This is a genomic window from Pseudomonas sp. ANT_H12B (assembly GCF_008369325.1).
Classification (GTDB): domain Bacteria; phylum Pseudomonadota; class Gammaproteobacteria; order Pseudomonadales; family Pseudomonadaceae; genus Aquipseudomonas.
Genome location: NZ_VOBI01000028.1, coordinates 20,711 through 42,846, shown reverse-complemented (window position 1 = coordinate 42,846; position 22,136 = coordinate 20,711). Strand labels below are relative to the sequence as shown.

18 protein-coding genes, 1 tRNA gene and 1 pseudogene are annotated in these 22,136 nt (G+C 58.9%); 10 read left to right on the top strand and 10 right to left on the bottom strand.

Features of this window, described 5'->3' with window-relative positions; genetic code table 11:
* The first annotated feature begins 148 nt into the window (after positions 1 to 148).
* The gene (locus FQ185_RS28270) at positions 149 to 889 is read left to right on the top strand and encodes an energy transducer TonB (protein WP_149420312.1); all 741 of its coding nucleotides are present in this window, start codon (positions 149 to 151) and stop codon (positions 887 to 889) included.
* Positions 882 to 1,334, top strand: a complete 453-nt coding sequence (rimI, locus tag FQ185_RS28265; protein WP_149420305.1) for a ribosomal protein S18-alanine N-acetyltransferase — start codon at positions 882 to 884, stop codon at positions 1,332 to 1,334. Before FQ185_RS28270 ends, rimI begins: the two co-directional genes overlap by 8 nt.
* Before the next feature lie 109 nt (positions 1,335 to 1,443).
* Here the strand turns inward: rimI and FQ185_RS28260 are convergent, their stop codons facing one another.
* Positions 1,444 to 1,848, bottom strand: coding sequence for a serine kinase/phosphatase (locus FQ185_RS28260; RefSeq protein WP_149420304.1), 405 nt, complete (start codon positions 1,846 to 1,848; stop codon positions 1,444 to 1,446).
* 182 nt (positions 1,849 to 2,030) lie between these two features.
* On the opposite strand from FQ185_RS28260, the gene can reads away from it, so the two are divergent.
* Positions 2,031 to 2,675, top strand: coding sequence for a carbonate dehydratase (gene can / locus FQ185_RS28255; RefSeq protein WP_149420303.1), 645 nt, complete (start codon positions 2,031 to 2,033; stop codon positions 2,673 to 2,675).
* A gap of 6 nt (positions 2,676 to 2,681) precedes the next feature.
* Here the strand turns inward: can and FQ185_RS28250 are convergent, their stop codons facing one another.
* From FQ185_RS28250 to FQ185_RS28235, 4 genes are all read right to left on the bottom strand, one after another.
* Positions 2,682 to 3,206: an SET domain-containing protein-lysine N-methyltransferase gene (locus FQ185_RS28250; protein WP_149420302.1), complete on the bottom strand. Its 525-nt coding sequence runs from the start codon at positions 3,204 to 3,206 to the stop codon at positions 2,682 to 2,684.
* Between the two features lie 179 nt (positions 3,207 to 3,385).
* Positions 3,386 to 4,558: a hypothetical protein gene (locus FQ185_RS28245; RefSeq protein WP_149420301.1), complete on the bottom strand. Its 1,173-nt coding sequence runs from the start codon at positions 4,556 to 4,558 to the stop codon at positions 3,386 to 3,388.
* Positions 4,559 to 4,744: 186 nt separating this feature from the next.
* Positions 4,745 to 5,065 (bottom strand): hypothetical protein, encoded by a 321-nt coding sequence (locus FQ185_RS28240; protein WP_149420300.1) that lies wholly within the window; start codon positions 5,063 to 5,065, stop codon positions 4,745 to 4,747.
* A gap of 626 nt (positions 5,066 to 5,691) precedes the next feature.
* A complete protein-coding gene (locus tag FQ185_RS28235) occupies positions 5,692 to 7,110 on the bottom strand; it encodes a short-chain fatty acid transporter (RefSeq protein WP_149420299.1) in 1,419 nt (472 codons plus the stop codon).
* 201 nt (positions 7,111 to 7,311) lie between these two features.
* Between FQ185_RS28235 and FQ185_RS28230 the strand changes: the two genes are divergently transcribed.
* Positions 7,312 to 8,625, top strand: coding sequence for an MFS transporter (locus FQ185_RS28230; RefSeq protein WP_149420298.1), 1,314 nt, complete (start codon positions 7,312 to 7,314; stop codon positions 8,623 to 8,625).
* Positions 8,626 to 8,844: 219 nt separating this feature from the next.
* A complete protein-coding gene (locus tag FQ185_RS28220; protein ID WP_149420297.1) occupies positions 8,845 to 9,444 on the top strand; it encodes a flavin reductase family protein in 600 nt (199 codons plus the stop codon).
* A gap of 12 nt (positions 9,445 to 9,456) precedes the next feature.
* On the opposite strand, the gene FQ185_RS28215 is transcribed toward FQ185_RS28220, so the two are convergent.
* Positions 9,457 to 9,825 carry a cupin domain-containing protein gene (locus FQ185_RS28215; protein WP_149420296.1) on the bottom strand — a complete coding sequence of 123 codons (369 nt, stop codon included), beginning with the start codon at positions 9,823 to 9,825 and terminating at the stop codon, positions 9,457 to 9,459.
* A 76-nt stretch (positions 9,826 to 9,901) separates the two neighbouring features.
* Positions 9,902 to 10,711, bottom strand: coding sequence for an AraC family transcriptional regulator (locus tag FQ185_RS28210; RefSeq protein ID WP_149420295.1), 810 nt, complete (start codon positions 10,709 to 10,711; stop codon positions 9,902 to 9,904).
* A gap of 152 nt (positions 10,712 to 10,863) precedes the next feature.
* On the opposite strand from FQ185_RS28210, the pseudogene FQ185_RS28205 reads away from it, so the two are divergent.
* Together FQ185_RS28205 and ddlA are read left to right on the top strand one after the other, a co-directional pair.
* Positions 10,864 to 11,504, top strand: a pseudogene (locus tag FQ185_RS28205) (LysE family translocator).
* Positions 11,505 to 11,551: 47 nt separating this feature from the next.
* The gene (gene ddlA / locus FQ185_RS28200; RefSeq protein ID WP_149420294.1) at positions 11,552 to 12,646 is read left to right on the top strand and encodes a D-alanine--D-alanine ligase; all 1,095 of its coding nucleotides are present in this window, start codon (positions 11,552 to 11,554) and stop codon (positions 12,644 to 12,646) included.
* A gap of 79 nt (positions 12,647 to 12,725) precedes the next feature.
* Here ddlA and ggt read toward each other — a convergent pair whose 3' ends face one another.
* Entirely contained in the window at positions 12,726 to 14,558 is a 1,833-nt protein-coding gene (gene ggt, locus FQ185_RS28195; RefSeq protein ID WP_149420293.1) for a gamma-glutamyltransferase, read from the bottom strand.
* Positions 14,559 to 14,723: 165 nt separating this feature from the next.
* Here ggt and FQ185_RS28190 point away from each other — a divergent pair, with 165 nt between their 5' ends.
* Positions 14,724 to 15,833: a DUF2817 domain-containing protein gene (locus FQ185_RS28190; protein ID WP_149420292.1), complete on the top strand. Its 1,110-nt coding sequence runs from the start codon at positions 14,724 to 14,726 to the stop codon at positions 15,831 to 15,833.
* A gap of 865 nt (positions 15,834 to 16,698) precedes the next feature.
* Complete coding sequence (locus FQ185_RS28185; protein ID WP_149420291.1) at positions 16,699 to 17,952, top strand: ferric reductase-like transmembrane domain-containing protein; 1,254 nt, start codon at positions 16,699 to 16,701, stop codon at positions 17,950 to 17,952.
* A 307-nt stretch (positions 17,953 to 18,259) separates the two neighbouring features.
* Here FQ185_RS28185 and FQ185_RS28175 read toward each other — a convergent pair.
* Positions 18,260 to 18,336: transfer RNA gene (locus FQ185_RS28175), tRNA-Met, on the bottom strand.
* 116 nt (positions 18,337 to 18,452) lie between these two features.
* On the bottom strand, positions 18,453 to 19,988 hold the full coding sequence (locus FQ185_RS28170) for a methyl-accepting chemotaxis protein (protein WP_371926705.1): 1,536 nt from the start codon (positions 19,986 to 19,988) through the stop codon (positions 18,453 to 18,455).
* A gap of 854 nt (positions 19,989 to 20,842) precedes the next feature.
* On the opposite strand from FQ185_RS28170, the gene FQ185_RS28165 reads away from it, so the two are divergent.
* Positions 20,843 to 22,060, top strand: coding sequence for an MFS transporter (locus tag FQ185_RS28165; protein WP_149420289.1), 1,218 nt, complete (start codon positions 20,843 to 20,845; stop codon positions 22,058 to 22,060).
* The last annotated feature ends 76 nt before the right edge of the window (positions 22,061 to 22,136 follow it).

Genomic DNA, 22,136 nt, shown 5'->3' with positions numbered 1-22,136 from the left:
CGATTCACTCTCGGGACGGACAGTTGGCTTTCTATCGATCAAGCGTGGGCGATCTTGAGCGAAGGGCGGTAGAATCACCGCACTTTAGTTATCCACAAGTGGCCGACCTTTGCTTATCGAGTCCCGTCGTCGCGCTTATTTGACCGCCATGCAGGTGGTCAACTGGCTGCCGCGCACCGAATTGCCCTTTGCTGCGCCCTCGCGGCCCGACCTGCTGGAGCTGCCCGAGCCGTTGGTCGTCGCCCCGGTTGCGCCTGTGCCTGTGGCTGAAACGCCCGTGGAACCTGTGGTCAAACCGGCAGAGCGGGTGAAAATCGAGGTGCCACGGCCATCGTTGGCCAGCACCCGCACGAACGCCAAGGTCGAAGAAGAGGAGGCACCGATCGCGGTCAAGGCGCCGGTCGTGCCGCCACCGCGTTTCGCTCTGCAATTGCTGCGCGCTGGTCGATGCCTGCTGTTGGTGGAGTTACCCACAGGCGAAACGTTCCAGACTCGCGACCCTGCCTATCTGCTGCTCAAAGACATGCTGCGCGCCGCCGGCCTGCCGGACAGCCCGCAAATCGTTGGCGAGCCAGTGCGCTGGCCGCTGCTGGTCCGGGGCAACATGGACCAGGGCCCTGAAGCCGCTCGGGATTTCGTGCAAGGTTTTCTCTCGGCCCGGCTGGAAGACGCTCCGTGCGTCTGCTTGTGGCTGATCGGTCTGCCGGCGGTGCGTTTTGCCGGTGAGGCGAACGCCGAATCCTACAACCGCGAACTCCAGGTCGAAGGCCTGGGCTCGGTCTGGGCACTGCCGGGTCTGGAATTATTAATGGAAGAGCCACAGCGTAAGGCTGATGTCTGGCAAGCCATGCGTCGGCTGATGGCGCGCTGGAAAGAATCGAATGAGTGACGCTGTATCGTTCCGCCCGATGACCGAGGCGGACATGGACGCTGTACTGAAAATCGAATACGCGGCCTACAGCCATCCCTGGACCCGCGGGATTTTTCTCGATGGCCTGGGCAAGTACCAGATCTGGCTGATGTTCGAAGGTCAGCAGCAGGTGGGGCATGGCGTGGTGCAGATCATTCTCGATGAAGCGCACTTGCTGAACATCACCGTCAAGCCGGAAAACCAGGGCCGCGGCCTGGGTTTGACGTTGCTTGAGCATTTGATGTCCCGGGCGTATGACGCCAAGGCACGAGAGTGTTTTCTGGAAGTGCGCGACAGCAACCGTGGCGCGTTCAAGTTGTATGAGCGTTATGGGTTTAACGAGATTGGTCGGCGGCGCGATTACTACCCGGCGGTGGGTGGGCGTGAGGATGCTGTCGTCATGGCCTGCACCCTGGTTGACTGAGGTTTCTTAAAAGCATCGCGGGCAAGCCCGCTCCCACAGGCGTGATGTACGACAAAAATCACTGTGGGAGCGGGCTTGCCCGCGCAGGCGTCCTGTCTGACCCCGAAGATCAACGATTACCGTCCATCGGATCGCGTCGCGCCTTCTCTGCTTCATCCAGCTCATTGCCACCGCCAATGTCGTCTTCATCGACGATGCTCAAATCCCAATCGGCCTGTCCACCTTCACCCGGTTCATGGGCATCCCGCGCGCCGTCTTCATGGATCAGGGTTTCCGGACTCATGTCATCGTCGGTAGGCTCGTGGTCATCGGTCGAGGCCCCGGTCATCCCTGCTTCACGCACTCGCTCGCGCGGCATCAGCCTTTCGCGTTCGTTTTCCGGCAACTCGTCACCGATTTTGGCGCTGGGCTCTTCCTCGTCGAAATCCAGCTCATGCATCGAACCCATGCGGTCTTCGTTGTCATCGATGGGCTCGGGCTGAGTCGCATCGAACGGACGTCGTGAATCAGTCATGGCAATTCCTCATACTGTGGGCCTTACTAGGGTGGACCCACTGGACAGCTGAGAATTCCACCCACATGGAGCGCCGGCTAGCCGTTATCTGCATCAGGACATCAGGGGTATCTGCATCTTGCGCGTGACCCAGACAGACGGTTGTCTGTCATAGAAGCGCATCATTCTCGAGGCTTCACAGCATGAACGAATTACAAGATCTGATTGATAACAACGAACGCTGGGCCGAAGCGATCAAGCAGGAAGATCCGGACTTCTTCTCCAAGCTGGCCCGCCAACAGACACCGGAATACCTGTGGATTGGCTGTTCCGACGCCCGCGTGCCGGCCAACGAGATCGTTGGCATGCTGCCCGGTGATCTGTTCGTCCACCGCAACGTGGCCAACGTGGTGCTGCACACTGACCTTAACTGCCTGTCAGTGATTCAGTACGCGGTGGACGTGCTCAAGGTCAAACACATCCTCGTTACTGGCCACTATGGCTGCGGCGGCGTGCGTGCCTCGATGCAGGATCGCCAGTTGGGCCTGATCGACGGCTGGCTGCGCTCGATTCGCGACCTTTATTATGAAAAGCGCGAAGAACTGGCCAAGTTGCCGACCGAAGAAGAGCGGGTCGACCGCCTCTGCGAACTCAACGTGATCCAGCAAGTGGCCAACGTCGGGCATACCAGCATTGTGCAAAACGCCTGGCACCGTGGGCAGAAACTGTCGATTCACGGCTGCATCTACGGTATCAAGGACGGTCGCTGGAAAAGCCTGAATGCCACCGTCAGTGGTTTTGAGCAATTGCCGCCGCAGTACCGCCTGCGTCCGGTCGAGGCGATGTAAAGTCCTTCAGCTGAAACGTCGCCGACGCCAGTGTTGCAAGAACAACTGGCCGTCGGCGTTCGGCGGCTCATCGTAGCCGGTGATCCAGCCGCGGCAGTCGAGTGAGCCACACTGGCAGGCGAACTGTCGCCGCAGTTTGTCTTCGGTGGCGGCGTAATCCGTCGTCAGCGTATCGCCCTTTTTGATGTCCTTCAGCGCCCATAGCCACAACTCGCTCATGTCGAGAAAAACGTTTGGATCGCAGGAGTGACGCAGCAACCCGCAAAAGCGCGGGTCGTAGACATGGATGCCGCGGGCCAGTTGCCGGGTATGCCGGCAGCGATAAGGCAGCAGATGCCCGGAAGCCCGGCAAATTCGGCTGATGCGCGGAAATTCGCACAGTGCCACGACGGACACCGCTGAACCTTCGGCGTTGTAGACGATCTTGAAGTCGGCCAGGGATGGAAATCCAAGGCGAACGGGCAACTCTGCAAATGGATAAACACCATCCGGTGATTGCGCAGGAGTCCCGTGCGGGGCATGGGTTTTCATAACGATCCTTGTCGGTTGGATGCTGCGAACACCATCTGCTGAACGCCCTGTCAGCACTGCAACACATGGGTACGCCTCAAGCCTCTCGTATATGAAACAACCCGTCTACTGTCATAACTGACAGGGGAAAGTGCGCTCTCCCGCGTCAGCATGGCTTGCGCGGGAAAGCCGACATGGCTTTACAGGTGTGGAGCAGGGAGCGCGGTCATCGGCGCCGGGGCCTTGAGCTGTTTGAGCTGGGACACGATCGGGGTCGTCGCGCACTTGGTCACGGCCTGTTCGGGCGTGAGGTTGCGGATCGAGGTGTAGAACAGCTCGCAGGTTTTTTCTTTCCGGGTCACTTGCCAGGTCTGGGTGCAACTATTCAACTGAACGGCGGCGTCAGTGCCCGGTTTGCTGCCCATTCCGGCCTGCCAGCACGCGGCGCTCAAGTCCTGCCCCATGACTTTCAAGCCTGCGGCGTCGGCCTTGGCCTGGGCATCGTCGCCGGTGTAGCTGTCGGGGTTGGCGGCGTACCAGATGTAACTCGGGTGGTTGGAACCCAGCACCGGCACCTTCACGCCTTCGCTCGGGCTGATGGTGGCCAGACCCAGTACGTCCACGGTCGGGCCATATTGCTGTTTGATCCAGTTACGCACCGGCGCGCCGAAGGCGACCATCGGTAACGCGGCACCGCTGGCGTTCTGGCTGACTTCCTTGACCATGGTGGTCTGGTAGTCCTTGAAGTAGTCGTAGACCCCTTCCAAGTCCTTGCCGGCACTGGACGGCGCGGCAATCGGAGCGATGTCGATGATGGTCTGGTAGCCCGGAGTCTGACTGGCGGGAATGCCATTGTCGGTGAGCAGCGTGGCCCAGCGGTCAGTGGTGGCAGATCTCAGGTAATCCTGAGCCTGGGTCAACGAATAATCCGGCGGGAAGTGCAGCAGTTCGACGCTTTTGCGGTTTTCCAGCGCCATGCCCAATGGCAGAAACAGATACCAGCTAAAGGCCCATTTGCCATCGGCATTCAGCTTGCTGGCACCGGTGTAGGCCAGATCGCCGGCATTGAGTAGCGCTGCCAGTGGTTTTTCATAACCATCGGGCACGCCGCTGATTTCGGCGTAGAGCTGATCGTTATCGGTTTTGACCCGGACCTTCGCCGCGCTGTAGCCATCGCGCTGCACGCTTTGGGTCAGGTAATGCTCGACGGTCTGCTCCAGCGTCCAGTTGCGAAAGCAGATCACATTGCAGTTGTTTGGGTAGGAAAACAGACCGGTGATGCGCTGGGTGCTGCCCAGCTTCAGGTCGACATCGGCATGGGCGACGGCACTCAGGGTGAGGGCGGCGAGGGTGAGTCCGGCGAGTTTGAACATGCTCAGATCCTTTTCAGCGTGAGCCCCATGGATGGGGTGGGGTAATACTGGATCAGCAGCAGCGGACAAAGAAGCGGTGTCACCGTGTTTTTTGTGAGGGTTTGGAGTGGTTGGCAAAAATTGAAGTCGAAAACGGCCGGGATAGCCCGCCCGTATCTCACTGCGGGCCGGGCCGGATCCAGTTGATTACAACAGGTGCAAGGCCAGATGACTGCCAGCGCGCAAGTATTCTACCTGTGCAACAACGGCATCCTTGACGATCGCTTCGCCGGTGTCGGTAAGTTTGGCTTTCTTGGCATCGGCAATGGTCAACTGCAGCAATTGCATGGCGACATCCATGGCCTTCTGAAAGGCGGTCAGATTGTTATGGAGGCCAAATTCACGAATCACGGCGTCCATGCGCCGGTCGGCATCATCGCGCAGGGTTTTGTATTCAACAAATGAAACTCTGTCGTCCTTGTAAATCTCGTTAATCATTTCTTCCAGCGATTTAGATGTTAAAGGCATTTACTTTTTTCTTCCTTGGCTAATGCAGGTTTACTTAATAGAAGTTGTCTGCTCCGTCGAAGTTTAACGCGGTGATTTATGCGTTGGAGATAGGAACTTACTTGGTTTTCTGTCAGGCAACATCGACCCTGTCTGTAAGACCAATCCAGATGAAGGCGTTCGCCCCTCCGGTAGGGGCGATGCCGTTTTCAGCCAGCCCGTAAAGTGCAGAGCATCGGTCAAATCCCCCACCGGATTTTGGTCTCGGGCCATCATCGACTCATCCCGCAACTTGATTCTGTCGAGTGTCTCCAGCTGAAACACCTGCGTGATCAGCCGCAGGATAGAGACCGTGTCGTACGAATCCAGGTCGGCCAGTAGGGTGGCGCCATGGTGTTCACGGCATAGCCGTCGGGCGTCAGCAGGCTCGGGCCGAATTGTGGCGGGCCAGTCATGGCGCTTGCAGGGGATTGATCCAATGTATGACAGGAAGGTTATAGCAACAGTTTGAAAGACAACAAGCGACCCCTGTGAGAACGGGCCTGCTCGCGATAGCGGACTGACAGTCAACATCGCTGTTGAATGTTTAATCGCTATCGCGGGCAAGCCCGCTCCCACAGGGATTTCAGGTGTGTTTCAGATCGGGGCTATGGCATCACCGGTGGCGTATACGTCAGCGTCGTCCCCAATGCCCACAGCAGAAACAGCACCAGCGGCGTGTGCACCAGCAATTGCACGAACGAGAATCCGATCAAGTCCCGCGCCTTCAACCCCAATACGCCCAGCAGCGGCAGCATATAGAACGGGTTGATCAGGTTCGGCAGGGCCTCGGCGGCGTTGTAGATCTGCACGGCCCAACCCAGGTGGTAGTTCAGGTCGGTGGCCACTTGCATCACGTACGGTGCTTCGATAATCCACTTGCCGCCACCGGACGGGATGAAGAAACCGAGGATCGCCGAGTACACGCCCATCAGCAGCGCGTAGGTATCGTGGGACGCGATGCTGACAAAAAAGGTCGAGATGTGGTGGGCCAGCGTCTGAGCGTCAGTGCCTTTGACGGTGGTCATCAACGCAGCGATCGAACCGTACAACGGGAACTGGATCAGTACGCCGGTGGTGGTCGGCACCGCGCGGGACACGGCATCAAGGAAGCTGCGCGGGCGCCAGTGCAAGAGGGCGCCGAGCATGATGAACAGGAAGTTGTAGGTATTCAGCCCGGAAATCGCGCTGATCGCCGGTTTGGTCGAGAACTCATGAAACAGCCATCCGGCGGCCAGCAGCACCAGCAGAATGGTCAACAACGGGCTGTGCTCCAGCCATTCGCCGGGCCGGGTGCGCGGTTGCAGCGGCGGCAGGTTGAAACTCGGGTCGATGCCGCAGGCTTCGGCGTCACGAGCCGTATTCGGCCCGGGTGCGGTGGCGTAGGCAATGACCAGCGAAATCACGATCAGCGCCAGCAACATCACACCGGACTGCCAAAGAAAGATGGTTTGGGTAAAAGGAATGACGCCGGTGATCGACAGGATCGATGGCGGCAGACTGGCCGGGTTGGCCTGCAACTGCGCAGCGGAGGATGACAGGCCCAATGCCCAAACGGCGCCCAGACCCAGGTAGGCGGCGGCACCAGCGGCGCGGTAATCCATTTTCAGATCGGTACGGCGGGCGAGGGCGCGGACCAGCAAACCGCCAAACACCAGCGACAAGCCCCAGTTCAGCAGCGATGCAACCATGGAGATCAACGCGACCCAGGCCACGGCGGAGCGGCCGTTTTTCGGGATGCGCGCCAGGCGGTCGATCAGTTTTACCGCCGGTGGCGAGCTGGCGACCACGTAACCACCGATCACCACGAAGGCCATCTGCATGGTGAACGGGATCAGGCTCCAGAAGCCGTCACCGAAGGCCATGGCGGCGTCGGTGGGTTTGGCGCCCATGGCCATGGTGGCCACGGCAACAATGATCACCGCCAGTGCGGCAAACACCCAGGAGTCGGGGAACCAGCGTTCGGCAAAACTTGAGCAGCGCAGGGCAAAGCGGGCAGAGCGGGTATCTTCGATATCAGCGGCCACGGGACTACCTCGAATTTTTATGTTTGTTGTGGTCTTCAGGGCTGCAAGGGCCCGTCTGGACAGGCGCCAACAGTAAATCAATCGGTCACTTTTTGTGACGAAGTTTTACGAGTCTGAGACTTTGGTCTAACGGGTTGTCCGTGGGCGCGTTTGCGTAGACCATGGGCCCCTTGGTTTTTTGCCTATGCCAGAGTTCTTTTCATGACTGCCAATACCGATTCGCGCCCGGCGCCGTTCAATCGCTCGGACTACAAGACCCTGGGCCTCGCAGCCCTCGGCGGTGCGCTGGAAATCTACGATTTCATCATTTTCGTATTTTTTGCGCTGACCCTCAGCCAGCTATTCTTCCCGCCGGAAATGCCGGAGTGGCTGCGCTTGCTGCAAAGTTTCGGGATTTTCGCCACCGGGTATCTGGCACGGCCCCTGGGCGGGATTTTGATGGCGCATTTCGCTGACAAATTGGGGCGCAAGAAGGTCTTCAGCCTGAGCATTCTGATGATGGCGCTGCCGTGCCTGCTGATCGGCATCATGCCGACCTACGCCCAGATCGGCTATTTCGCCCCGCTGCTGCTGTTGGCATTACGGATTTTGCAAGGCGCAGCGGTGGGCGGTGAAGTGCCGAGCGCCTGGGTGTTCGTCGCCGAGCACGCACCGCCGGGCCATCGCGGTTATGCCCTCGGTTTCCTGCAGGCCGGGCTGACCTTTGGTTATCTGATCGGCGCCTTGACGGCGACGTTTCTGGCCCAGGCGTTCACTCCCGCAGAAATTCTCGATTACGCCTGGCGTTACCCGTTCCTGCTGGGCGGGGTGTTCGGCGTTATCGGCGTCTGGCTGCGCCGCTGGCTCAGCGAAACCCCGGTGTTCATGGCCATGCAGGCCCGTCGCGATGCGGACGTCGAACTGCCATTGCGCACGGTGTTGCGCGAGCATCGCCTGGCCATGTTGCCGGCGATGATCCTCACCTGCGTGCTGACCTCGGCAGTGGTGGTATTCGTGGTGATCACCCCGACGATGATGCAGAAAACCTTCGGCATGACCGCCAGTCACACCTTCGCCCTGAGTGCCTTGGGCATTGTCTTTCTGAACATTGGTTGCGTGATCGCCGGTTTGCTGGTCGACCGCATCGGCGCGTGGCGTACCGTGATGCTCTATAGCTTGCTGCTGCCACTGGGCATCGGCGTGCTTTATACCTGCCTGATTATCGGCGGTAGCTGGATCGGTCTGGCTTACGCAGTAGCCGGTCTTTGTTGTGGAGTGGTCGGCGCGGTGCCGTCGGTGATGGTGAGCCTGTTCCCGGCGCGGATTCGCGTCTCGGGGATTTCCTTCACCTACAACATTGCCTACGCCGCATGGGCGAGTATCACACCGCTTCTGTTGATAGGTCTGATGCCGTGGAGTCCGTGGATCTGCGTGATCTTCAGCGCGGTGATGGGGGCCGTGGGGATCAGCAGCGCGGCATATTTCGGCGCGCGCATGCCCCACGTTGGCAGTCAAAGCGCGGCTGCCTGCATCTAGGACGGTCAGCGGGTTCGGTGCCCCGTCTTCAACGCGCGCGGCTGATTGAAATAACGCCCGCAGCCGCCTACCTGGCATTACTCGACAGGAATGGGCTGTACGACGACCCAAGATGGAAGGCGTGATAGCACGACTGAACCGTGTCAGTTGATCGGGTGGTCATCCTGCAACTTTTTTGCAGGGCAACTACAATCGGTTCTTTTTCCTGGTGCAGTCATCATGAGCGTTGCCCATCGCCGCCCGGTTCCGTTGTCCAAGGCCTATCGTCTGCTCAATCACGGGCCAACCGTGCTGGTCAGCGCAGCCCATGACGGTCAGCGCAATATCATGGCGGCGGCCTGGGCCATGCCGCTGGATTTCGAGCCGCCGAAGATTGCCGTGGTGCTGGACAAGTCAACCTGGACCCGACAACTGCTGGAAGCGTCGGGCACGTTCGTGCTGAACGTTCCCTGCGCCGCCCAGGCCGATATCGTACAAACCGTTGGCTCGACCTCCGGCCTGGAGTTGACCCGGGAAAAAGGCCAGGACAAGTTCCAGGTCTATGGCTTGCAAGCCTTCAGCGGCGAGTTGATCGATGCGCCGCTGCTTGAAGGCTGCGTGGCCTGGCTGGAATGCCGACTGCTGCCGGAGCCCGACAATCACCAACAGTACGATCTGTTCCTGGCCGAAGTGATTGCCGCTCACGCCGACGAGCGTGTTTTCAGCGAGGGCCGCTGGCACTTCGAGGGGCAAGACGCGTTGCGCACCTTGCACCATGTGGCTGGCGGGCATTTCTTGAAGATTGGCGACCCGGTAGACGGCAAAACCTTGCAGTCGTAAGCCGGCTGCTTTTTACACCCATACGTCATTTTGCGCAGTGCGCTCGCCACCTTCGCTGCCCGTGTTCAACACACCCTTGGGTTCGATCAGCAGGAGTTTCACCTCCTGCTCGGCGAACGGTTTGTGTTCGACACCCTTTGACACCACATACATTTCGCCGGCGTTCACCAGCACGTGGCCATCGCGAAAGTCAATGCGCAACTGCCCTTCGAGGACGATGAACGTTTCGTCTGTATCAGGGTGATCGTGCCAGATAAAATCCCCGAGCAGCTTCACCACCTTGAACTGGTAGTCGTTCATTTCGGCAATGACCCGAGGTGTCCAGTACGACGGGATCCGGGAGATTTTTTCAGCGAAGTTCAGGCTTTTGTAAGCTTTCATGAAGCGGCTCTCGTGGTTGATCGTGAATCCACGATAGCCAGCGTATCGGCGTGCTTCTTGTACGATTGTGCGTGGCTTAGCGGCGGTGCATTTTCATCCAGCGGGCCGGTGACAGACCGTAGGTTTTGCTGAACTGGCGGGTCATGTGGCTTTGATCGGTGAAGCCTGCGATCAACGCGGCGCTGACCAGCGACTGACCCTGAATCAGCAGCGAACGGACCAGATCCAGGCGGCGCATGGTCAGGTATCGATAAGGGCTGGTGCCGAACAGCAGGCGGAAATCGCGCGATAGACTCCAGCGATCCCGACCGGCGTGTTGCGCCAGTTCTTCCAGGGTCACGGTGCGGTCGAGGGCGCTGTGCATGTACTCCCGCGCGCGTTCTGCTGCCACGTAGTCGAAGCTGGTACGTGTGTGGGTCGCACCGGAGACGCTGTTCAAGGCTTGCGCCAGATCGAACAGCGCATCCTGTTCCTCCAGCGGTTCGAGGGGACAATCCAGACTTCGCAGCAGCACGTTGGTGGCGGCGAACAGGCGCGGGTCGTTCGACAGCCCGTTCTTGATAAATGGTAGCGGCTGACCGCCGAGCATTTGTTGGATCAGCGCCGGTTCGATGTACATCATCCGGTACTGGAACCCGGTCTCGGTACCGGCTTCGCCATCGTGAACTTCGTCCGGGTGCAACACCATCGTCGCGCCTGGCAGGCTGTGTCGCCAGCCACCGCGATACTGATAACGCTGCACACCGGCCAGGGTATGGCCGATGGCGTAGGTGTCGTGGCGGTGAAGGTCATAGCCGTGGCCTGCAAAATACGCCTCGAAACGCTGCAGCCCGCCGACGTCGGGCGCGCGGTGAAACCAGTCGATGGGCAGTGTGTGCTTGGCCATGGTGTCGTTGTCTTGAGCTCGATGCGCAATACGGTAACCCAGTGATAACCCGTCTGTCTGCCTTCCGATAGAACCACTCGGCCGGTAGAAAAAGCCGGGCTAATGTTGCAAGGTGTTGCATATTCTCTCGAGCCACGAAGGCGACCCACGTCATGGAAATGTCCCACCTGAGCTACGCCGCGCCGTTGTTATCGTTGGCGCTGTTGTGGACCGTTGCGGTGGTGACGCCGGGGCCGAACTTTTTCAACATCGCGCAATTGGCGGCCAGTCAATCCAAGCGTCACGGCGTAGTGGCCGCCCTGGGCGTGGCGACTGGCACTGTGCTTTGGGGGCTCGCGGGCGGGCTGGGAATCAAATCCCTGTTCAGCGCGGCGCCGACGCTCTACCTGGGTTTCAAGATTGCCGGTGGTTGCTACTTGATCTATCTGGATTGAAGCAATTCAAGCGCAAACCACCTTTGGTTACGGGCGATAGCGGCCTGGTTGACGGGGCGGGGCGCACGTTGTTGTCGGTGTATGGCCAGGGCTTTCTGGGCAATATGACCAACCCCAAATCCGCACTGTTCGTCGCGACGATCTTCGCTACGGCCATGCCTGCTTCTGTGCCACCGATGTTGCTGACGCTGGCCGTATTGACCATGGCGACTTTGTCTTTCAGTTGGTATTGCAGCGTAGCGCTGCTGTTTGCCAGCCGCCGGGTCGCGGGGACTTATGAGCGATCACGCAAATGGCTGGACCGTTTTGCCGGTAGTTGCTACCTACTGTTCGGTGCGCATCTGGTGGCCAATCGATGAGGTGCGTCCGGTCACTTCTTTTCACTTGTCACAATTGAGGCCAGGTAATGAGCAAGCTGCGTGTGGGGATTATTTTTGGGGGCCGTTCGGCTGAGCACGAAGTGTCGCTCCAGTCGGCGAAGAACATCGTCGACGCACTGGATCGCTCACGCTTCGAACCGGTGCTGATCGGTATCGACAAGCAAGGCCATTGGCACCTCAACGATCCGTCAAACTTCCTGCTCAACCAGGAAAATCCGGCCCTGATCGCCCTCAACCAGTCCAACCGTGAACTGGCCGTGGTGCCGGGCAAGGCCAGCCAGCAATTGGTGGAAACCTCCAGTCAGGAACTGCTGGGCCACGTCGATGTGATCTTCCCGATTGTCCACGGCACCCTGGGTGAAGACGGTTGCCTGCAAGGTTTGCTGCGCATGGCCGATCTGCCGTTTGTCGGCACCGATGTGCTCGGTTCGGCGGTCTGTATGGACAAGGACATCAGCAAACGCCTGCTGCGTGATGCCGGGCTGGCCGTCACCCCGTTCGTGACCTTGACCCGCGCCACCGCAGCGCGCACCGGATTTGCCCAGGTGCAAGGCAAACTCGGCCTGCCGCTGTTCGTCAAACCGGCCAATCAGGGCTCTTCCGTGGGCGTGAGCAAGGTGACTGACGAAGCCGAATACGTGGCCGCGGTCGAACTGGCCCTGGGTTTCGACGAGAAAGTACTGATCGAATCCGCCGTCAGCGGCCGCGAGATCGAATGCGCGGTGCTCGGCAACGAAGACGCCATCGCCAGTGGTTGTGGCGAGATCGTGGTACGCAGCGGGTTCTATTCCTACGACAGCAAGTACATCGACGACAAGGCTGCTGAAGTGGTGGTCCCGGCCAATATCAGCGTCGAGGCCAGCGAGCGCATTCGTGCCTTGGCCGTCGAGGCTTTTCAGCTACTGGGCTGTTCCGGGTTGGCACGGGTCGATGTGTTCCTGACCGACAGCGGCGAAGTGCTGATCAACGAAATCAATTCACTGCCGGGTTTCACCCGTATCAGCATGTACCCCAAGCTGTGGCAGGCCACCGGAATGACTTACAGCGAACTGGTCAGCCGATTGATCGAGCTGGCGCTGGAGAAGCACAAAGCGCGGCAGACGCTGAAGATCTCGCGCTAGGCTGTATCCAATCAGGATCTGTTACCCATAAAAAAGGGCCTACCTCCCGGTAAGCCCTTTCATAATCCCTATGTGTGACTCAATCCCCCAACGCGGCCCCCTCACGCCGCGGGTCAGCCCCACCCGCCAACGAAGCGTTCCCCTGCGCATCCTTCATCCGGACAATCGCCTGAGTCCCGCTGGTCATGTCGATCTCGTTCACACTGTGCCCTTTGTCCTTGAGTGTCTGAATCAGCGCAGGGCTGAACTGCCCTTGTTCCAGTTCGGTCGGGCCGTTGCGGCTGCCGAAGTTGGGCAGGTTGATGGCGGTTTGCGGATCAAGGTTCCAGTCGAGCATACCGATGGTGGATTTGGCGACGTATTCGATGATCTGCGAGCCGCCGGGAGAGCCGACGGTGGCGAGGAATTCACCGCTCTGACGGTCGAAGATCAGGGTTGGGGCCATGGACGAGCGCGGGCGTTTGCCGGGTTCGACGCGGTTGGCGACCTTTTGGCCGTTCTCTTCGGGGATGAACGAAAAGTCGGTCATCTGATTGTTGAGGAAAAAGCCCTGGACCATCAGGTGTGAGCCGAACGCCGATTCCACGGTGGTGGTCATGGACACGGCGCCGCCTTCGTCATCGACCGCCACCACTTGCGAGGTGGAGATTCGCAGCGGCGAGCGGTCCGGCGCGTAGGCGACCTGAATGCCCGGCGGGGTGCCGGGTTTAGCCGTGCCCATGCTGCGCTCACCGATCAAGGCTGCGCGGCTGGCGAGATATGTCGGGTCCACCAGACCTTTGACGGGGACCGGGACGAAGTCGGCGTCGGCCACGTACTGTGCACGGTCGGCGTAAGCCAGGCGTTCGGCTTCGGATATCAGGTGTACGGCTTCAGCGGCTGGCTCGATGGCCGCAGGTTTGTTGGTCTTGACCGGTATCAACGGCGCCAGAGCAAAGCGTTGATCGCGAGTTTCCAAGGCTTGTAGAGTGCCGAGAATCTGCGCCACGGCGATCCCGCCCGACGACGGTGGCGGCATGCCGCAAACCTGCCAGCGTTTGTAATCGGTGCACAACGGCGCTCGTTCCTTGGCGCTGTAGCCTTTGAGATCGTTCAGCGACAGGCTGCCGGGGTTGGCGTGGCCCTGAACCTTGGCGACGATCTCTTGTGCGATGGGGCCTTTGTACAACGCATCCGGTCCTTCCTTGGCGATGCGTTTGAACACAGCGGCCAGTGCCGGATTTTTCAACACCGTGCCGGCAGATTTCGGGCTGCCATCGGCATTCAGAAAGTAAGCCACCATGTCCGGCGAGCGCCGCAAGGATGAGTCCGAGGCAATCAACCGGTGCAGGCGCGGCGAGATGGCAAAGCCTTGGTCCGCCAGTTTGATGGCCGGTTCGAACAGCTGCGGCCATGGCAGGCGCCCGTGTTTTTGATGGGCCAGTTCAAGCGCCCGCATTACGCCAGGCGTCCCCACCGAGCGACCACCGATCTGCGCCTGGGTGAATGGCATCGGTTGGCCGTCGGCCTGCAGGAAAAGCTTCTCGGTGGCGCCGGCCGGTGCGGTTTCGCGGCCGTCGTAGGTGCGCACAGCCTTGCCATCCCAGAGCACGATCAACGCCCCACCACCAATGCCCGAGGATTGCGGTTCGACCAGGGTCAGCACGGCCTGCATCGCAATCGCGGCATCAATCGCCGAACCGCCCTGACGCAACATCTCGCGTCCGGCTTCGGCCGCTAAAGGATTGGCCGCTGCCGCCATGTGTTTCGTGGCGTTTTGGCTGTGCAAGTCGGTGCGATAGCCCGAGGCGATTTCCGGCGCAACAGGCAACGTCGAGGAGGTCGGGGCGCTACAGGCCGCGAGGGTTAAAACCGTGGCGATCAACGACACGGCTGACAGGCGATAACGGTTCAAGTGGAAGGCTGAGAACACGCGCGGCACTCCGTCCGTGGGATAAAAGTACGGGGACTTTATCGGTCGACAGGGAGGGACGCAAACCGAAGCCCACAGCAAAGGCGCTTTTGCCCTTCATGAAATGGAGGATTTTCTGTAGGGTCATTGCCAACAGACTGGCCAGAAGATCAACAAGAGGCAGACATGCAGACCGAGTTTCCAACCCAGCCAAGCTACCGCAGCCAGCGTGAACAATTTCTTGCGGCGGCAACCGCGGCCGGCGCGACGCTGACCGAGTATTCGCATCCGCTCAAGGGGCCATTCGGCGAATCACTAAGCACCGATGTGGCAGTGCTGGGTGATCCGGACGCCAAGCGCTTGTTGATTGCGTTCAGCGGCACCCATGGCGTTGAAGGCTTCTATGGTTCGGGATGTCAGATCAAGTGGTTGCAGGAGTTGGGCAAGCGTTCACTGCCGACCGATGTCGCGGTGGTGATGGTCCACCTGATCAATCCTTGGGGTACGGCGTGGTTGCGTCGGGTCAACGAAGACAACATCGACCTGAACCGCAATCACCTGAATTTCGAACGTCCGCTGCCGGACAACCGAGCCTATTCAGCGTTGCATGAAATCTATGCCTGCACTGAGCTGCAAGGCCCTGAACGTGATCGCGCCGATGCCTTGCTCGACGAGCAGATCCGCGAGCACGGCTGGCCGGCGGTGATGTCGATCGTCGAGGGTGGCCAGCACAGCCATCCCGATGGTCTGTTTTACGGTGGGCTGGCGCCGAGCTGGTCGAACCGGACGCTGCACCAGATCATTCAGAACCACGTCGCCCATGCCGACGTCGCCATGTGTTTCGACTTGCACACGGGGGCCGGGGAGTATGGTCATCCGATGTTGCTGACCATCACCGAGTCGGCCTACCCGGCGCTGATAGATGCGCAGGCCATTTACGGTCCATGGCTCTACACCTTGCACACCGGCGCCGACACCTTGAGCGAAACCGGTGTTGCGGCGACCGCGACCGGCTACACCTCACAGGCGTTGATCAATGCATTGCCGCAAGTGCGGTTGATGCCATTCGTGATCGAGTGCGGGACGTATCCGGGGCCTGAGGTTCATCGTCATCTGCGTGATGATCATTGGCTGCATCTTCACGGCAATCCGAATGACTCAACGGGGCGCGAGATAAAACTCAATCTGCTCGAGCAGTTCTATCCCGCCGACAGCGACTGGCAGGCGATGGTCTGGCTGCGGACCTGGCAGATTTGGGAGCGAGCGTTGTTGGCATTGCCGGCAATTCGCTCCTGACGCGATAGGGTGGTCTCTTTTGTGTTCACTCTTGGGCATTAACTGTAGGAGCGAACCCATATGCGCAGGCATTTACCGCCCTATGGTTCGGAGGCACTTTTCTTGAGGCATAAAAAAACGGCCGACCTTTCGGTAAGCCGTTTTTAGTTACACAGTCATTTGAACTGGTTTCTGAAATTGCTGTATTTAAAGGGTTTTTGTGGGTGGTCATTAGTTAGGGATACACCAGGGGATACACGGTGCTCGCTGCTGGGCCATTTTTACCCTTTTTCGCTCTCTGATCGAGACGCCCACAAAATGAGGGTGAATCAGATTTGAGCTGTCGGATGATCGGCTCGATTTGCCCTATGGAGATCCAGCCGGAATTGGCTCGATTGCCTGGCTCATCACTTTTGGAGATTGATCCGCCTGAGGGCGCAGTGCTTGGGCTGCCAGTGATTTTAGCGGCATCTGTCGACGGAAATCCGTCCAGGGCCTGTCTAGTATTTCTTGGCGCGCTAAGGATTGGATGACCCGGTATTTCACCACCCCATTCTGCCGGTGCGGAGCTGTCGTGCTTTTTTGGCGTGGAACTATGGCCGACTGTTTTAACAGAATCGACCAATAGGAGACACAGGGTTATTACGTCGATGCAGTTGCCCACCAAAAAAGCAAAGAGGTTGGTTAAAGTGATCAGGAAGCCAGTCGGAATGCCAAGTGTAGTAAGTGGTTGTATGTACGAACGGATTCGTTTGAATTTGCGCTCTGATTATGATCGAGGTCATATACCTATTTCTGTAATTTGCTAGAGTCGGGAGCCCCTGAAATATCCAAGGTCGGTGAGATTCAGTCTTACAGCACCGAATTAATGATTGGAGCACTCGCGTTGAAAGCCTCGCACTGCATACTCGGCATCTTGCTGATTACCACACTGGCGCTGCTGATTGAAATACCTATCGATACTTGGCTGACGTCGGCAACCCTTAGCCTGGCACTCGGGACTAGCGCACTGATTTACATGGCTGCTGCCTGCCTGCTGGCCAGTCGCTGGGGTGTAGTTGAGAATCTGTTTGGCGGCCTGGATCGCGTCTATGAGTCGCACAAATGGCTAGGCATATGGGCGCTCGTGTTTGCTACGTATCACTTTGTATTCAAGGCGAATCTGGATGTTTGGAACAGCGTACCTATCCTGGAACTGCCAAAATACTGGACGCGACTGGTACGCCAGTTGAGCTATGTCGCACTGGGTCTGATAGTGCTACTGGCGCTGAACCGCAACATTCCTTACAGCCTATGGCGATGGTGGCACAAGCTGTCCGGCCCATTGTTCCTGATCGTGATCTTGCATTGGCTCAGCTTCAAATCGCCGATCACCCTGCTCAGTCCTTCTGGTATCTGGTTGACGCTGTTCTGCGGATTAGGTGTGCTCGCCGCTGTCTACAAACTAGTGCTCTATCCATTTGTTGCCCGTGCGGGCGAGTACCGTGTGACAGCCGTGAATAAAGAAAATGATGCGCTGCATTTAAAACTGGAGCCCATTCATAAAGGCTTTGACTTCAAAGCCGGGCAGTTCGCGTTTCTGGCAATGCAGCAAAAAGGCCTGCGGGAGCCACATCCCTTCACGATTGCTAGCGCCAATGGGCCGAATGGGCCGATTGCGTTCATGATCAGAGGGCTGGGGGATTACACCAAAAAGCTCTGCGAGTGCGCAACAATCGGAATGCGCGCCACTATATATGCCCCTTACGGACGTTTTAAACGCGCTTCTGAGGCCGAGCGGGAAATCTGGATCGGCGCAGGTGTGGGTATTTCTCCCTTCATTTCCTGGTTGCAAGATCCAGACGCTAAAGACTTCGAAAAAGCGACTCTGGTCTATTGCTTCACGCCCTCGCGCGCGTTCCCACCGCCGGACGAGTTGCAAACCATGACCAAGATGCGTGGGGCACAATTTGTTCGTAATGTTGGTGGAATCGAACAGTTGGCCGAAACCTTGCGTCAAGCGGTGGCTCAAACCGAACCACACAAAATTCACGTAAGTTTTTGCGGTCCCAAAGGCTTATTGACCAAAGTGCATGATCTGATGGATATCAACCGGATTCCGAAAGCTAATCTGCACTTCGAACTCTTCGAGTTCCGTTGACCCGGCGGGATGTTGGTCGCTTCGATCTCTGCGGCCTTCCTGGCTTCGTACCCGCAGGTACAGGGCGTTGCCGTCCAGTTCCCGGTATTCCTTGGCCTCTGGCTCAAGGGTGGCGAGTACGGTATCGGCCAAAGGGCGGCGTTTTATCACCCCTTAGTTTCAATTATTTTCCAAGGTGCACGACGGGATACACGAAGGGAAGATATAGGGATAGATAAGGAGATATAGCCAGAAACAAGAAAGCCCGCACTAGGCGGGCTTCTTGAGGTTGCTTAGAGACTCATGGAGACATCTGTAAACAGGTACTTGGTGGCTACACAGGGACTTGAACCCCGGACCCCAGCATTATGAATGCTATGCTCTAACCAACTGAGCTATGTAGCCAAGTGGCGCGCATTATTGGCTCGTAACTGAGATGTGTCAAGCGTAAATCTAAAATATTTCTCTACGCTTTCAACCGCTTATCCACCTGACCCAAAAAAACGGATCAGAGGAGGGCGTCAACTGAGCTGAAATCTCCCGGTATTGGCACTCAAGGCCTTACTGCCCTGGCTCAGAGTGTCTGCCGCGAGGTTCACCGCCCGCGCGCCTTCGAGCAAGCGTACCGCCGCCTGATCGACTTGCTGGATATTGCCGCTGACCTCGTCGGCGGTGGTCGCTTGCTCGTCCACCGCTGTGGCGATCTGCGCCAGGGTATCGGTGACGCTCTGCACGGCGCTGGCAATTTCCCCCAGGCGTTCACCGAGGCCTGTGACGGCCTGGGCATCGGACTGAGCCTGGCCGCAGGCGGCTTCCATCAGGCTCACCGCTTCGTTCACCGTGTTGCGCAGGCTGTCGACCGTGCCGGCGATCTGCGCGGTAGAAGACTGGGTGCGTTGCGACAGGCTGCGCACTTCATCGGCTACCACGGCAAAGCCGCGACCTTGTTCGCCAGCGCGAGCGGCCTCGATGGCGGCATTGAGCGCCAACAGGTTCGTCTGTTCGGCGACCCCGCGAATGGTGTCCACCACCAACTGAATCTGCTGCCCTTGCTCACTGACGCGGCCCAGTGCCGCGGCGGTGTCGTTCAAGCGTTGATTGAGCTGCTGAATGCTCGCTGTCGTACGCTGGCTGTCACGGCTGCTGTCGGCGGCGATGCGTTGGGTGTGCTGAGCGCTGCCAGAAGCCTGTTCGCAACTCTGAGCGACACCTTGAGAGGTCGCGGCCAATTGCGTGGCCGCCGCGGCGATCTGACTGATCTGCAATTGCTGGGCTTCGACTTCGCCCAAGGCACCGCTGGAGTGATGGTTGAGCGTGCGTACTGCGTTGCTCAGCTGCAAGGTTTCGTGATCGACCCCCAGCAGGCTGTTGCGCAGTTGCACCACGGCGACGTTGAGGGCGGTGCTGATGGCGGCCAGTTCGTCGCGGCCTTGCACCGGCACTTGCAGGCTCAGGTTGCCGTCGCGCAATGCTTCGGCCAGCACAGTGATGCCGCTGGCGCTGCGACGGATCGAGGCCTGCAAACAGATGAACAAGTACAGCGCAGCCAGCAGCAGGCAGCCGAAGATCGTCGCCACCACGATGAACTGGCGAATCGCCGAGCCGTGGTAGTAATCCAGACGTTGATCCAGCGACACCAGCGATTGCTGGCGCAGCGAGGCCAGGTCAGTGAGCAGGGCGTCCAGGCTGCGTTCGAACTCTTCCGGCTTGAGCTTGATGCTGCCGCCGAACACACCGTCATCAAGGACTTTCAACTCGGCATCGAGGTGCTTGAGGCTGTCGTGATATTGCCCGGCCCAGGCTTGTAAGGCGCTGGGTAGGCGCGCTTCGAGCCGGCTGGCGGTTTTTACCAGCTGCTCCCGGGCGTCGCCGATACGGCTGCGCAGGTCGCGCAACTGCAGACGGCTTTGCAGGGTGAATTGGCCGGACACCACCGATGCCTGGCCGACGCTGGCCAGACGACCAACCCGTTCGATCAGGTCCGGCGCGTGCTGTGTAGATATCTGGGTTAGCAGATAAGTTTCCAGCCACGGCGCGAGGGTCAGGCGATTGTCCATGGCGATCTGCTCGCGCAAGGCTTGCAGGGCGCTTAAGGCGTTGGTGAAACGATCATAACCATCCGGCCACCAGCCGACACCGCTCAGACTTTTCGAGTCGAGGCCGTTGAGGGCGGTTTGCAGCGCTTGATAACGGGCCAGGGTTTCGCCTTCCGCACCTTCGGTTTGCAGCGCATTGCCCAGATCCGAAGTGGCTTGGGTAACGGCGGGCTGAACCGCATCAAACGCGGCCATCGCCGCGAGCGTGGCCGGTGTTGGTTGGCGATTGGTTTCCGTCGCGCGCCAACGAGCCGCGCGGTCACGCTGGGCGGCGAGCAAGTTATCTAGCGCATCCAGGGCGAGCAGTTGACGAACGCCGGCACGTTCGCCGGAGATCAGGTTCAGTTTGTCGCGATAGTCCTGACCGATCATCAACAGGCTGCCCGCCAGCGGCAGGATAAACAGCAAGAACAACAGCTGAAATTTGCGTGCGAAGCCAAAACGCCCCAGCAACCCGATCCCCGGTGATAAAAAAGCCTGCATGCCCCATGACTCCTCTGGACACCACGCACCATCGGCGTGCGTCGGGGCCGTTGCGCCCGCGACTTGTGCCCCCATAAAAGGCCTCGAAAGTTCACCCTCGTCAGCTCTGTAGGCCGACTCTGTGGCGAAACTTCCCATTCTCGGTCCCCTTTGTAAGGGGCCGCGTTGAAGGGCATTAGCAAGGCAAGATTCAGACCATGGCGTTGCGCTATCACCGTTTCGGCGATGAAAATCGGGGTCGTTAGCAGGCTAAGGGGATGGCGCTGCTGCACTGAAAAATGGCACATTGACGCACCTGCACGTGTGCACCCATCTGCTGTACGGAAATTCTCATGGCTATCAGCAATGTTCAGGCCGGCGCGACGTCGGCACCCGCGACTTCACAAAGCAGCCCTCTGGTCATGCGCATCATCGGCGCAGTGGCGCTGGCGCATCTGATTAATGACCTGATCCAGTCGGTACTGCCGTCGATTTATCCGATGCTCAAGGCCAACTATGGCCTGACATTTACCGAGGTTGGTTTGATCACCCTGACATTCCAGCTGACGGCTTCGCTGTTGCAGCCATGGGTCGGTTACCACACGGATCGCCATCCCAAACCCTGGCTGCTGCCGGCCGGGACGGTTTGCACACTGATCGGCATTTTGATGATGTCGGTGGTCGGCACCTTCCCGTTGATTCTGCTGGCGGCGGGGTTGATCGGTATCGGCTCCTCAACCTTTCACCCGGAAGCTTCTCGCGTGGCGCGACTGGCCTCGGGCGGGCGTTTTGGCCTGGCGCAATCGACCTTTCAAGTCGGTGGTAATGCGGGTTCGGCCTTCGGTCCGTTGCTGGCTGCGGCGATCATCATTCCTTTCGGCCAGGGTCATGTCGCCTGGTTTGGGCTGTTTGCCGTGTTTGCGTTGTTCGTGCTCTATCGGATCAGCCGCTGGTACGCCAATCACTTGAGCCTGTTCAAGCTCAAGCAAGGTCAGGCGGCGACGCATGGCTTGTCGAAGAACCGGGTGATCAGTGCACTGGTGGTGCTCGGATTGCTGGTGTTCTCCAAGTATTTCTACATGGCCAGCTTCACCAGCTACTTCACCTTTTACCTGATCGAGAAATTCGACCTGTCGGTGGCGAGTTCGCAGTTGCACCTGTTTCTGTTTCTCGGAGCGGTAGCGGCGGGGACGTTCTTCGGTGGGCCGATCGGCGACAAAATCGGGCGTAAGGCGGTGATCTGGTTCTCGATTCTTGGCGTCGCACCGTTCACCCTGATCCTGCCTCACGTTGATCTGTTCTGGACCAGCATCCTCAGCGTCGTGATCGGCTTCATCCTGGCGTCAGCGTTTTCGGCGATCGTGGTGTATGCCCAGGAACTGGTGCCGGGCAATGTCGGGATGATTGCCGGGGTGTTCTTCGGATTGATGTTCGGCTTTGGCGGGATTGGTGCGGCGTTGCTCGGGTATCTGGCGGACGTTCACGGTATCGAATACGTGTACTTCCTGTGTTCGTTCCTGCCGTTGTTGGGTGTGCTGGCGATCTTCCTGCCGAGAACCAAAAAGGCCTGAATCCACATTGGTTCGATGGTGTGGCGGATGATTATTTCAGGCACAAAAAAGCCGCGTCTAAACGCGGCTTTTTCTT